Here is a 12314-nt window from a genome sequence, read left to right as displayed (position 1 = left end):
GGCGAGCTTCGCGCATGGCGCATTTCGCGGTCGTGGCTCCGGCGCTCTACAGCCATGTCAACACCTTGTCGGTGCTGGCGCGGGAACTCGTCGCCCGCGGCCACCGCGTCACCTTCGTCCATCGCCCCGATGCCGCCGCCTTCGTGAAGGACGCGCGAATCGGCTTCCACGCCGTCGGCCTGGATTCCCATCCGGCCGGCTCTCTGCCGGCGATGCTGGCGCGCGTGGCGAATCCCGGTTCGCCGCTGGGCCTGCGCCGCGTCATCCTCGACATGGCGGCCAGCACCACGATGCTGTGCCGCGAACTGCCGGCCGCGCTGCAGGCGCTGGGGGTCGACTACGTGCTGGCCGACCAGATGGAAGCGGCCGGCGGCCTCGTCGCCGAGAGCCTCGGCATGCCCTTCGTCTCGGTCGCCTGCGCGCTGCCGGTCAACCGCGAGCCCGGCATTCCCCTGCCCGTCATGCCCTTCGTGTATGAGGACAGCGAACGCGCTTTCAAGATCGTCGAAGGCAGCACCCGCGTCTACGACTGGATGATGGCGCCGCATGGCCGCGCCATCGCGGCCGAGGCGCAAAGGCTTGGGCTGTCCCCGCGCGACAAGCTGCACGAGTGCCTGTCGCCGCTGGTCCAGGTCGGGCAGATCGTGCCCGGCTTCGATTTTCCGCGCCGCCAACTGGAACCGCATTTCCATCACGTCGGCCCATTGCATGCCGGCGCCGCGGCGCCAGCGCACACAGCGCAGGAGCTGGCGGCGCTGCTGCCGCCGGCCGGCGACGGGCGGCCGTTCGTGTATGCCTCGCTCGGCACGCTGGTCAGCAACCGTTTCGGCCTGTTCAAGCGCATTGCCCAGGCCTGCCGGCAGCAGGATGCCCAACTGCTGGTCGCCCACTGCGGCGGGCTCGATGCAGCGCAGGTGCGCGCACTGGAAGCGATCGGCGACACCCGCGTGCGCGACTTCGTGCCGCAGCTGGCGGTGCTGGCGCGGGCCGACGCCGTCATCTCGCACGCCGGCGCCAACACCGTGATGGAAGCCATCGCCACCGGCACGCCGATCCTGGCGCTGCCGGTCGCCTTCGACCATCCGGGCGCCGCCGCCCGCGTCGAATACGCCGGCGTCGGCCTGCGCGCCTCGCCGCGCTTCGCCAGCTCCGGCGAGCTGTCGCGCAAGCTGCGCCGCCTGCTGGACGAGCCGGGCTTCAGGCAGCGCATGGCGCCCTTGGCCGACGAGATTGCCCGGGCCGGCGGCGCCCCGCGCGCGGCCGACATCGTCGAATCCGCGCTGGGCCTGCAGCCGGCGCCCCGGCAGATGGCCAGCCATGGCTAATTACGATGTCATCCTGGCCGGCGGTGGCCTGGCCAACAGCCTGATCGCATGGCGCCTGCTCACTGAGCGCCCGGCGCTGCGCATCCTGGTGCTCGAACAGGGCAAGCGCCTGGGCGGCAACCATACCTGGTCGTTCCACGAGTCCGACCTCGGTGCCGCGCAACAGCGGTGGATCGCGCCATTGGTCACGCATCGCTGGCCGCGCTATGACGTGCAATTTCCCGACCTCGCCCGCACCCTGGAAGGCGGTTATGCCAGCATCGCCTCGACCGACCTGGCGCGCGTGATCGAACCCGCCCTCGGCTCCGCGCTGCGCACCGGGGTCTGGATCGACGAGGTGACGCCCACCAGCGTGCGACTGGCCGATGGCGAAACCCTGCACGCACGCGCCGTCATCAATGGCCGCGGCATGGGTGGCAACCGTCACCTCGCGCTCGGCTACCAGACCTTCCTGGGCCAGGAGCTGCGGCTCCAGTCCGCCCATGGCTTGACGGCGCCAATCATCATGGATGCCAGCGTGGCCCAGCAAGGCGGCTACCGCTTCGTCTACCTGCTGCCGTTCGGGCCCGACCGCCTGCTCGTGGAAGACACCCATTACGTCGACGGCGCCGGCTGGGAACCCGAGCGGCTGCGCGCGAACATCGCCGCCTATGTCGCGGCGCGCGGCTGGCAGGTGCGCGACGTGCTGCGCGAAGAACAAGGCTCGCTGCCGATCGTGCTGGCTGGCGACTTCGACCGCTTCTGGGATGCGCTGCAGGGCCAGCCCAGCGTCGGCCTGCGCGCCGGCCTGTTCCATCCGACCACCGGTTACTCGCTGCCGCATGCGGTGCGGCTGGCCGAACGCGTCGCCGCCCTGGATGATTTGTCCGCGCCCAGCCTGTTCGACGCCATCCGCGACGAAGCACGCCAGTCCTGGCAAGGACAGCGCTTTTTCCGCATGCTCAATCGCATGCTGTTCCTGGCCGGCAGTCCGGATCACCGATGGCGCGTGATGCAGCGCTTCTATCGCCTGCCCGCGCCCCTGATCGCGCGCTTCTACGCCGGCCGCCTGAACCTGGGCGACAAGGCGCGGCTATTGACCGGCAAGCCGCCGGTGCCGGTGCTGGAGGCATTCGACGCCGTCCGCAAGACCCACCCCCATCAAATCAGGATCGCAGAATGAACCAGATGAGAATAGATCCGAGACCCGAACCGAAGCGCGCTGTCGTCATCGGCGCCGGATTCGGCGGCCTGGCGCTGGCCATCCGGCTGCAGGCCGCCGGCATGCAGACGACCCTGCTCGAAAAACGCGACAAGCCGGGCGGGCGCGCCTATGTCTACGAAGACCAGGGCTTCACCTTCGACGCCGGCCCCACCGTCATCACCGATCCGTCGGCGATCGAGGAATTGTTCGCCCTGTGCGGCAAGAAGATGGGCGACTACGTCGAGATGTTGCCGGTCGCGCCCTTCTACCGCCTGTGCTGGGAAGACGGCAGCCATTTCGATTACGCCAACGACCAGGAAGCGCTGGACCGCCAGATCCATGCGCGCAATCCGGCCGACGTTGCCGGCTACCAGCGCTTCCTGGCCTACTCGAAAGCCGTGTTCGACGAGGGTTACCTCAAGCTTGGCGCCGTGCCTTTCCTGTCCTTCCGCGACATGATCCAGGCCGGCCCGCAATTGGCGCGGCTCGAAGCGTGGAAAAGCGTGTACGGCATGGTGTCGCGCTTCGTGAAAGACGAGCAGCTGCGCCAGGCCTTCTCCTTCCACTCGCTGCTGGTGGGCGGTAACCCGTTCGCCACCTCGTCGATCTACACGCTGATCCACGCGCTAGAACGGCGCTGGGGCGTGTGGTTTCCGCGCGGCGGCACCGGCGCTTTGGTAAAAGGCCTGGTGCGCCTGTTCGAGGACATGGGCGGCAAGCTGGAACTGAACGCATCGGTGGCGCGCATCGAGACCGCCGGCAACCTCGCCAGCGGCGTGCGCCTGGAAGACGGCCGCTGGTTCATGGCCGATGCGGTAGCCTCCAATGCCGACGTGGTGCACACCTATGCCGACCTGCTGAAGAACCATGGCCGCGGCAGCAGCCACGGCGAGGCGCTCAAGAAGAAACGCTTCAGCAATTCGCTGTTCGTGCTGTACTTTGGCCTGGACAAGCACCACGAGCAGCTGCAGCACCACACGGTCTGCTTCGGCGCGCGCTACCAGGGCCTGATCAAGGAAATCTTCAACGGCCCCAAACTGGCCGACGACTTCTCGCTCTACCTGCACGCGCCGTGCGTCACCGATCCGTCGCTGGCCCCGCCCGGCTGCGGCAGCCATTACGTGCTGGCCCCGGTGCCGCACCTGGGCAATGCGCCGGTCGACTGGGAGACCGAAGGCCCGCGCTACCGCGACCGCATCTTCGACTACCTGGAGCAGCGCTATATGCCGGGACTGCGCAGCCAGTTGGTCACCAGCCGCATCTTCACGCCGCACGACTTCCGCGACGAGCTCAATGCCCACCTGGGCTCGGCCTTTTCGCTCGAGCCGATCCTGACGCAGAGCGCCTGGTTCCGTCCGCACAACCGCGACGCCGAGCTGCCCAACCTGTACCTGGTCGGCGCCGGCACCCATCCCGGCGCCGGCGTGCCGGGCGTGATCGGCTCGGCCAAGGCCACCGCCGGCCTGATGCTGGAAGGAGTCCACGCATGACTACCCAGGTCGACATGAACCTGATGCGGCACGCGACCCAGACCATCGAGGTCGGGTCGAAGAGCTTCGCGGCAGCGGCCAGGCTGTTCCCGCCCGCTACCCGGCGCAGCGTGCTGATGCTGTACGCCTGGTGCCGCCATTGCGACGACGTGGTCGACGGCCAGGAGCTCGGCTTCGCCGCCGCGCCGAGCGAGCATGGGGCCACCTTCGAGCTCGATCGCCTGTACGACAATACCCGGCGCGCCTATTCCGGCGAGCCGATGCGCGACCCGGCCTTCGCCGCCTTCCAGGAAGTAGCGCTGGGCCATGCGATCGCGCCGCGCTATGCCTTCGACCACCTCGCCGGCTTCGCGATGGACGTCGAGGAGGCGCGCTACGACACCATCGACGACACCATGCGCTACTGCTACCACGTGGCCGGCGTGGTCGGCCTGATGATGGCCTCGATCATGGGCGCGCGCGACGAACTGGTGCTGGACCGCGCCTGCGACCTGGGACTGGCCTTCCAGCTGACGAATATCGCGCGCGACATCATCGACGACGCCAGGATCGGCCGCTGCTACGTGCCGTCCGAATGGTTGCTGGAAGCCGGCATCCCGCCCGACCACGTGGCCCTGCCGCGCCACCGCGCGGCGCTGGCCACGGTGGCGGCGCGCCTGGTCGACCATGCCGAGCCGTATTATGAATCGGCCACGCTGGGCATCGCGGCGCTGCCCCTGCGCTCGGCTTGGGCGATTGCCACCGCACGCAATGTGTACCGCCAGATCGGGATCGAAGTGAAACGGCGCGGCGCGCGCGCCTGGGACGAACGGGTGGGCACCTCGAAGGCCGCCAAGCTGCGCCTGCTGGCCCTGGGCGGCGCCCAGGCCCTGGCTTCGCGCGCTAGCCCTGGTCGGGCAGCGACGGCGCGGCGGAGCGGTCTGTGGCTGCGTCCTGGCCGCGCGGGCGGCGCACCTGGCCATGCCGCTCCTGCAATTGACGCTTGAGCGTCGCGATCGGCGGCGCGTACAGGAAGCCGAAGGAGACGGTGCCCTCCTTGCCCTCCACCGCATGGTGCATGCGGTGGGCCTGGTACAGGCGCTTGAGGTAACCGCTGCGCGGCACATAGCGGAACGGCCAGCGCTGGTGCACCAGGCCGTCGTGGGCGATGAAATAAAGCGCGCCATAGGCGGTCATGCCGGCGCCGATCCATTCGAGCGGGTGATAGCCGCGGGTGCCGTACCAGATCAGGGCGATGGCGACCCCGGCGAACACCACGGCGTACAGGTCGTTCTTCTCGAACCAGCCGGTGCGCGGCTCGTGGTGCGAGCGGTGCCAGCCCCAGCCGAAGCCGTGCATCACGTACTTGTGCGCGACGATGGAAAACACTTCCATGAACGCGATGGTGGCAAGGACGATGAGGGCATTGGCAAGCATGGTGTTGGGCTGGAAGCCAGGGAAACAGGATGTCCACAGCCTATCATGACGGGGCCCGCGCACGGTTGCGTGGGAGCACCGCACGGATGGTCAAACACGATTCACCCCTTTGATTATGGAGTTCTCATGCAGTCGATGTATCGTACCCTGGGCCCCGCCCTCCTCCTGGCGGCAAGCATCTGCGCACCCGGCCTGGCCTCGGCCGCCTCGATCGAAGTCCGGGTCCAGGGCGTCACGAGTCCTGCCAAGGGCACGGTGCGGGTCGCCATCTGCGACAAGGCGACCTTCCTGAAGGATTGCCCTTATTCCGCCTCCGCGCCCGCCCAGGAGGGCGAAACCGTCGTCACCGTGAACGACGTGCCGCCTGGCTCGTGGGCCGTGCTGGCGTTCCAGGACCTGAACGATAATGGAAAGCTCGACCGCAATGCGCTGGGCATCCCGAAGGAGAACTACGCCTTCAGCCGCGACGCGCGCGGCCGCTTCGGCCCGCCGGGCTTCGAGGATGCGGCCTTCGTGTTGCGCGATGAAAAGGCGGTCAGCTATATCAAATTGCGCTGATCTCTCGTTCGAGGCCGCTCAAGGCGAAGCATCGTGCTCGCGCTGCCGGCGGCGAATGCGCCGGCACCTGATCTCCAGTTCGGCGCTTCCCGCGCCAGGCGGATGACCGTTGCAGGTCTGGCTGCGCACATGCTTGCGCCGACCGACGCTGGCGCTGCATCGCCCGCAATAGCTGCCCTCGCGCAGCTTTCTTGATGAGTTGTGTGCTGGCTGCTGCATTGTCCCCCGCCCGGAATCGTGTTGAGATCATTCTATTCACGAGGTGCTCGACAATAGTGCCAGCGGGGAGATCGCTCGCGTGTCGGAATTCTCGTACTTTTAGTGAGAGACGAAATCATGCCTCTTGGCGGGCCTCCACCGGGGTCAGGGCGTCGGCAAACTCGTGGTTGACATCCCGATGGCCCATCTCGTCCTGGCGCACCGCCAACACCACGTCGCGCAGGCGGGCATTGGCAGGCAGGTTCCAGTACGCGATCGCGATCTCGGGCGCCGCGACGTTGTCCACGCGTCCCGCATCGATCTCCGCCAGGTACAGGGTGTAGCTGACGACGGCCTGCTCTTCGAAATACCCGACCAGGCGGTGCGCGGTGCGTGGCGACGTCAGGTACAGCACGAAGAAGGCGATGAAGAACAGCGCCTGCACCATCAGGATCACCAGGCGCTCGAACCAGTTTGGCCTGGCGATCTGCACGAAGGTCATCAGGTGCATGCGCTCGTTCTCCGCTTCGTCGAGCAGCGTGCGGATCCAGCCCTGGTCCTCGACCATCCAGCGCAGGCAACGCAGGTGGACCAGCATGCCGCCCACCATGCCTGGCACGGCCGCCACGGTTTCCAGGACGATCGCCCGGTTACCGTAACGTTTGGCAAAAAACGTGTCCGCGAAAAAGCGGAGCATCAGCGTCAGCCCCAACGCGACGTGGTCGGAAACATTGCGGGCAGCACGGTGGTCTTCCACGGGCTTGGTTCTATCGAGCGCTTTCATTTTCAGACTCCCTCTTTCCAGGTTGAATATCTGTCGATTTGCTGTATCCGGCCAACGCCTTAAACATGCATTCAAGATACTCTTTAAAATTCCAGGGGTCAACGATAAGCTAAGTATTTCCGGATGGCTCCTACTTAAGGAAGAGCCCTAATGGGTGGCGCCGCCCGTCTCGTGCACGTCGTGCTCGACGCTTACCGTCACCTCGACCGCCAGCTTGATGCCGGCAATGATGTCCTCCAGCGCCATCGACGGCGGCGCACCCTGCCGCACGGCGGCCTGCTCTGGCAGGAAGGGTACGTGGATGAAGCCGGCCTTGACCGGCTGCGGCAACTCGGCCGCATGGTGCATCAGCCCATAGAACACGTGGTTGCACACGAAGGTGCCGGCGGTCTGCGACACGCCGGCCACCAGCCCCTTCTGGCGCAGCGCGCGCACGATGGCCTTGATCGGCAGGGTCGAGAAATAGGCGGCCGGGCCATCGGCTGCAATCGCCGCATCCACCGGCTGCTGTCCGCCATTGTCGCGGATCGACGCATCGTCGACGTTGATCGCCACCCGCTCGACCGAGATGTCCGGCCGGCCGCCAGCCTGCCCCACCGCGATCACGACATCCGGATGCAGCTCGTCGATCATCGCCACGAGATCTTCGATCGCCTGCCCGAACACGCAGGGCAGCTGGCGCACCTCGACCATGAAATGCTCGCCGCGCCAGCCGTCGAGCGCGCGCACCGCTTCCCAGGCCGGGTTGATGGTGGCGCCATTGAACGGCTCGAAGCCGGTGAGCAGGACAGTCTTGATCATCACAGATTCATCAAAAAATAGAGCAGGAAGATATTCGCCACCAGGATCGGCAGCGCGCTCGGTATCTGGGCCCGGATCACCGCGTTCTTGTCGGGCAATTCCAGCAGCGCCGCCGGCACGATATTGAAGTTGGCCGCCATCGGTGTCATCAGGGTACCGCAATATGCGCTGAACATGCCGATCGCCGCCATCACGGCCGGATTGGCGCCATACATGCCGATCAGCACCGGAATGCCGACCCCGCCCGCCATTACCGGGAAGGCCGCGAAGCCGTTGCCCATCACGATCGTGAACAGCGCCATGCCGATGCAGAACACCGCCACCGCGACGAAGCGCGAATCCATGCCGATATACGTGGTGGTCAGGTGCGCCACCGCCTTGCCGACGCCGGCCTCCGAGAACAGCAGCCCCAGCACCGCGAGGATGTGCGGCAGCACCACCGCCCAGCTCATGGCGTCGACCAGGCGCCGCGCCTCGCGCACGCCCTGCAGCGGGGTCGAGCGGGTCAGCCAGCAGGCGGCAATCAAGGCCACGATGGCGCCGCAGCCCATGCTGACCAGGGTCAGGTGGGCCGGGTCGAGCAGCGGCAGGCCGCCGACCTGCAGGTCCTTCAATACGGTGGCGCCGATCACCGTCACCAGCGGCAGCAGCAGCGCCGGAATGAAAATGCGGTTACCCAGGCGCGCCACGCTGGCGCGGCGCACATCGACGTCCAGGGTCTTCGGCGCGCCGGCTTTCACGCCGCCGAAGCCGGCCAGCAGCGCCATGCCCACCATCAGGGCGCCGACCGCGGCCGGCGGCATGCGCTCGCCGGCCAGGTACAGCAGCGCGTACTGGCCCCAGAACAGCGCGGTCGTGAAGCGGCGCGGATTGCTGCGATCGACCAGGCTCATGATGGCCACGCTGGCCAGCAGCAGACCGACCAGGATGTAGAAATGCTCGATGGTGAGGGTCATGCCGCGCCCTTCCCTGCGGCCTGCGCGTCGACTTCGCGCCGGATCTCGGCATCGAGCCGGCGCAGGTTCCAGGCGTGGATCACAAAGGCCGTGATCGCGGTCGGGATGCCCCACAGAGCGATATGCAGCGGATTGACCTCGATGCCCTCGGCCTGCAGGATGGTGTGCATCAGGACGATGGCGCCGAAGGCGACAAAGATGTCTTCGCCGAAGAACAGGCCGATATTGTCGGTGGCGGCCGACATGGCGCGGATGCGGTGGCGCACGCGCTCGGGTAGGCTGCCATACTGCGTTTCCGCCGCCGCCTCGGCCATCGGCGCGACCAGCGGCCGCACCATCGTCGGGTGGCCGCCCAGGCTGGTCAGGCCCATCGCCGCGGTGCTCTCGCGCGCGAACAGGTAGACGATCAACAGGCGCCCGGCGGTGGCCGAGCGCACCCTGGCGATCACGGCTTGCGCCTGTTCGCGCAGGCCGAAGCGTTCGAGCAGGCCGATCGCGGCCAGCGGCAGCAGCAAGATCAGGGGAAGGTTGCGCGTCTTGACGAAGGCGGCGCCGAGCGACTCGAGCAGGGCCATGACGGGCATCGCGGCCGCCACGCCGGTGACGCCGCAGGCGGCGACGGCGACCAGCACCGGATTGGCCCGCAACAGGAAGCCGGCGACGACCACCGCCACGCCGAGCAGTGGCCACAGATTGACAGCAGATTGCATGGATTCCCCGGCAGTGTTCGACAAGCGGGGAATCTTACTCGAAATGGTGTGTTATCTCGGCAAGAATTCAGGCCGGCCGCACCGGATTGCCGGCCAGCTCGCCGACCACCGTATTCCACTGGCGCACGTGGAAGGCGCGCACCAGGCCGTTGATGACATAGGGGTCGCGCGCCGCGAACAGCTGCACCGGTTCGGGCGTGGCGCAATCGAACACCAGCACCGCATGGTCGGCCGGTTCGGCCAGGGCGCCAGCCAGGACCAGCTCGCCGCGTTCCTGCGCCTCCCAGGCCAGCTTCAGGTGTTCGTCCCGGAATTCTCCGCGGCGTTCGAGGTAGTCGGGGGCGAGGTCATACGTCAGCAGGTAATGCACGGCTTCTCCGGAGATGGCGATAAGGGAACTACATCCTAACCGGAATGCCATGATCGGCACACCAGCACGGATGGCGGCACCCAATGTTGGTTTAAAACAACTTTTTAACCCGTTTCGCATGCTATTCCCAACAGTGAGAGGTGCCACACAGAATAAAACTCAACGGTTGGCGTAGACTATCAGTCATGGATATGTCGAAGAAAATGGCGGCGGGGATCACGGGCTTTGCCAGCATGCTGTGGCTGGGGCTGACGGCCGCCGTCGCCGCCAACCAGCGCCGCCTGGTCTTCAATCCAACGCTCGAGCGAGAGGTGAAAAGCCCGCGCAGCAGCGGCCACCGTACCCGTCCGGTCGTGTTGCGCGCCGCCGACGGCACCCGCCTCTCCGGCTGGCTGATGACGCCAACCATCCCCGGTCCGCGTCCGGCAGTGCTGTACTTTGGCGGGCGCTCCGAAGAAGTGTCCTGGGTCGTGCGCGATGCCGGCAAGCTATTCCCCAACATGACCGTGCTGGCCATGAATTACCGCGGCTATGGCGAATCGCAGGGCGTACCGGCCGAGATCCACATGATCGAAGACGGCTGCCTGCTGTACGACTGGCTCGCCACCCGCGGCCAGGTCGATCCGCAGCGCATCGCCGTGGTCGGCCGCAGCCTGGGATCCGGCGTCGCGGTGCAGGTAGCCAAGGAACGGCCGGCCCATTCGGTGGTCCTGATCACGCCCTACGATTCGATCCTGGCGATCGCCAAGCGGCGCTTCAGGGTGATGCCGATCGAATACATGCTGCAGCACCGCTTCGAGTCGATCAAGTACGCACCCTCGCTGAAGGCGCCGACCTATGTGCTACGCGCGGCCAGCGACGACGTGGTGCCGCACACGCATACCGACCTGCTGGTGGCCAAGTTGGGCCAATTGGTGGCGGACGACGTCGTTCCCGACTCCGACCACATGAACATCCCCTACCTTGAAACAACGCAGGCCCTGATCGCCGGCTTTCTCACGCGCCAGTTCAGCCAGCCGGTGACGCCGGCCGCGGCGGCGGCCGTCGCCGACGCCGTGGCGAGCGCCGAGCCGCCGGTCGAAGCGCCGGTCCTGCCGTCCGACCTGGCCCTCGCGACAAAATAATTGCTGAAAGTTGTCAGCATTTATATTTTCATCGAATAAATTGCCAAGTAAAATGGTATTTGTCATCAACTTGTAGGTTGATGCATATTTGACAGCTTGCGCTGAAATGGCGTGGGCTCGCTCATGATTTTGCCAAATTCGTATCGCCTTCAGCCCAAACCACTGTCCAGCCTGTTGTGGCCGTGCTACACGTTCGCCACTCTGCTGAGAAAATAGTCGCCAGAAACAAATCGTAACCCCCAGCGGATCGCCGGGCTGACACAATCGCGCAGCGCGAAGTGCCATCCCGCCAGAGCCGCGCGGGGTCGCAGCTTGCGCAGCCCTTACCCATCGGCCGCCATGCCGCGGGTACAATATCGCTATTCCAGGAGCCCATTGATGAAATTTAAGCAACTCAGCATCACCATTGCGGCGCTGTGCGTCGCCGGCAGTGCGGTGGCAGCGCCGGCAGCAGGTCCGATCGCGCAGCCCAAGCTCGGCATGGTCTACGATGCGGGCGGCAAATTCGACAAATCGTTCAACCAGTCGGCCTTCGAGGGCCTGCAACGCTTCTCGAAAGAGACCGGCGTCAAGGTGTTCGAAGTCCAGGCCAATAGCGATACCCAGGCCGAGCAGGTCATGCGCGGCCTGGCGCGCAAGAAGGTCGACATGATCGCCGCCATCGGGTTCTCGCAAACCCAGGCCGTGCAAAAAGTCGCCCGCGAGTTCCCGAACGTGCGCTTCGTGCTGATCGACAGCGTGGCGCAGGGCGCGAACATCGAATCGGTGATGTTCAAGGAACAGGAAGGCTCCTACCTGGTCGGCGTCGCCGCCGCCATGGCGTCCAAGTCCAAGAAGCTGGGCTTCGTGGGCGGCATGGACATCCCGCTGATCCGCGCCTTCGCCTGCGGCTACAGCCAGGGCGCCAAGGCGCAGGCGCCGAAGGCCGAGATCGTCCAGAACATGGTCGGCACCACCGCCGCCGCCTGGAACGACCCGGCCAAGGGCGGCGAACTGGCGCGTGCGCAGTTCGCGCGCGGTGTCGACGTCGTGTTCGCGGTGGCCGGCGGCAGCGGCATGGGCACCCTGCAGGCAGCCAAGGAACAAGGCAAGCTGGCGATCGGCGTCGACTCGAACCAGAACTACCTGCACCCGGGCACCATGCTGACCTCGATGGTCAAGCGCGTCGACGTCGCGGTGTACGACTCCTTCATGGGCGTCAAGAACGGCACCTGGAAGGCCGGCGTGCACTACAAGGGCCTGAAGGAAGGCGGCGTGGACTGGGTGCTGGACAAGGACAACCGCAAGGTCGTCACGCCCGAGATCGAAAAGCGCGTCAACGCCGTGCGCACCGACATCATCAACGGCAAGATCAAGGTCATCGATTACCGCGCAGGCAGCAGCTGCCCGGTCTGATCTT

At 66.3% G+C, this 12314-nt stretch carries 13 protein-coding genes; 7 read left to right on the top strand and 6 right to left on the bottom strand.

Features of this window, described 5'->3' with window-relative positions:
• The first annotated feature begins 14 nt into the window (after positions 1 to 14).
• The 4 genes from Q9246_RS05160 to crtB are packed head-to-tail and all read left to right on the top strand — an operon-like array spanning position 15 to position 4984.
• Complete coding sequence (locus Q9246_RS05160; RefSeq protein ID WP_306395950.1) at positions 15 to 1325, top strand: glycosyltransferase; 1311 nt, start codon at positions 15 to 17, stop codon at positions 1323 to 1325.
• Entirely contained in the window at positions 1318 to 2487 is a 1170-nt protein-coding gene (crtY, locus tag Q9246_RS05155) for a lycopene beta-cyclase CrtY (RefSeq protein WP_306395948.1), read from the top strand. Before Q9246_RS05160 ends, crtY begins: the two co-directional genes overlap by 8 nt.
• Positions 2484 to 3998: a phytoene desaturase gene (locus Q9246_RS05150; protein ID WP_306395947.1), complete on the top strand. Its 1515-nt coding sequence runs from the start codon at positions 2484 to 2486 to the stop codon at positions 3996 to 3998. Before crtY ends, Q9246_RS05150 begins: the two co-directional genes overlap by 4 nt.
• Positions 3995 to 4984: a 15-cis-phytoene synthase CrtB gene (gene crtB, locus Q9246_RS05145; RefSeq protein WP_306395946.1), complete on the top strand. Its 990-nt coding sequence runs from the start codon at positions 3995 to 3997 to the stop codon at positions 4982 to 4984. The genes Q9246_RS05150 and crtB overlap by 4 nt, the downstream gene beginning before the upstream one ends.
• Here the strand turns inward: crtB and Q9246_RS05140 are convergent.
• A complete protein-coding gene (locus Q9246_RS05140) occupies positions 4881 to 5414 on the bottom strand; it encodes a sterol desaturase family protein (RefSeq protein WP_306395945.1) in 534 nt (177 codons plus the stop codon). The two genes, crtB and Q9246_RS05140, sit on opposite strands and share 104 nt — an antisense overlap.
• 126 nt (positions 5415 to 5540) lie before the next feature.
• Between Q9246_RS05140 and Q9246_RS05135 the strand changes: the two genes are divergently transcribed.
• Entirely contained in the window at positions 5541 to 5972 is a 432-nt protein-coding gene (locus Q9246_RS05135; RefSeq protein ID WP_306395944.1) for a DUF2141 domain-containing protein, read from the top strand.
• Positions 5973 to 6306: 334 nt separating this feature from the next.
• Here Q9246_RS05135 and Q9246_RS05130 read toward each other — a convergent pair whose 3' ends face one another.
• The 5 genes from Q9246_RS05130 to Q9246_RS05110 form a co-directional block, all read right to left on the bottom strand.
• A complete protein-coding gene (locus Q9246_RS05130) occupies positions 6307 to 6954 on the bottom strand; it encodes an alternative oxidase (protein WP_306395943.1) in 648 nt (215 codons plus the stop codon).
• Positions 6955 to 7101: 147 nt separating this feature from the next.
• Positions 7102 to 7752, bottom strand: a complete 651-nt coding sequence (gene pcp, locus Q9246_RS05125) for a pyroglutamyl-peptidase I (protein WP_306398085.1) — start codon at positions 7750 to 7752, stop codon at positions 7102 to 7104.
• 2 nt (positions 7753 to 7754) lie between these two features.
• Positions 7755 to 8711 carry a DUF979 domain-containing protein gene (locus tag Q9246_RS05120; protein ID WP_306395942.1) on the bottom strand — a complete coding sequence of 319 codons (957 nt, stop codon included), beginning with the start codon at positions 8709 to 8711 and terminating at the stop codon, positions 7755 to 7757.
• The gene (locus Q9246_RS05115; RefSeq protein ID WP_306395940.1) at positions 8708 to 9421 is read right to left on the bottom strand and encodes a DUF969 domain-containing protein; all 714 of its coding nucleotides are present in this window, start codon (positions 9419 to 9421) and stop codon (positions 8708 to 8710) included. Before Q9246_RS05115 ends, Q9246_RS05120 begins: the two co-directional genes overlap by 4 nt.
• A gap of 67 nt (positions 9422 to 9488) precedes the next feature.
• On the bottom strand, positions 9489 to 9791 hold the full coding sequence (locus tag Q9246_RS05110) for a YciI-like protein (protein ID WP_306395939.1): 303 nt from the start codon (positions 9789 to 9791) through the stop codon (positions 9489 to 9491).
• Between the two features lie 185 nt (positions 9792 to 9976).
• Between Q9246_RS05110 and Q9246_RS05105 the strand changes: the two genes are divergently transcribed.
• Both Q9246_RS05105 and Q9246_RS05100 read left to right on the top strand, forming a co-directional pair.
• On the top strand, positions 9977 to 10915 hold the full coding sequence (locus tag Q9246_RS05105; RefSeq protein WP_306395937.1) for an alpha/beta hydrolase: 939 nt from the start codon (positions 9977 to 9979) through the stop codon (positions 10913 to 10915).
• 378 nt (positions 10916 to 11293) lie between these two features.
• Positions 11294 to 12310, top strand: a complete 1017-nt coding sequence (locus tag Q9246_RS05100) for a BMP family lipoprotein (RefSeq protein WP_306395936.1) — start codon at positions 11294 to 11296, stop codon at positions 12308 to 12310.
• Positions 12311 to 12314: the final 4 nt, after the last annotated feature.

Source organism: Telluria beijingensis (assembly GCF_030770395.1).
GTDB classification, from domain to species: Bacteria; Pseudomonadota; Gammaproteobacteria; order Burkholderiales; family Burkholderiaceae_D; genus Telluria; species Telluria beijingensis.
This window is presented reverse-complemented; position numbering and strand designations above follow the sequence as displayed.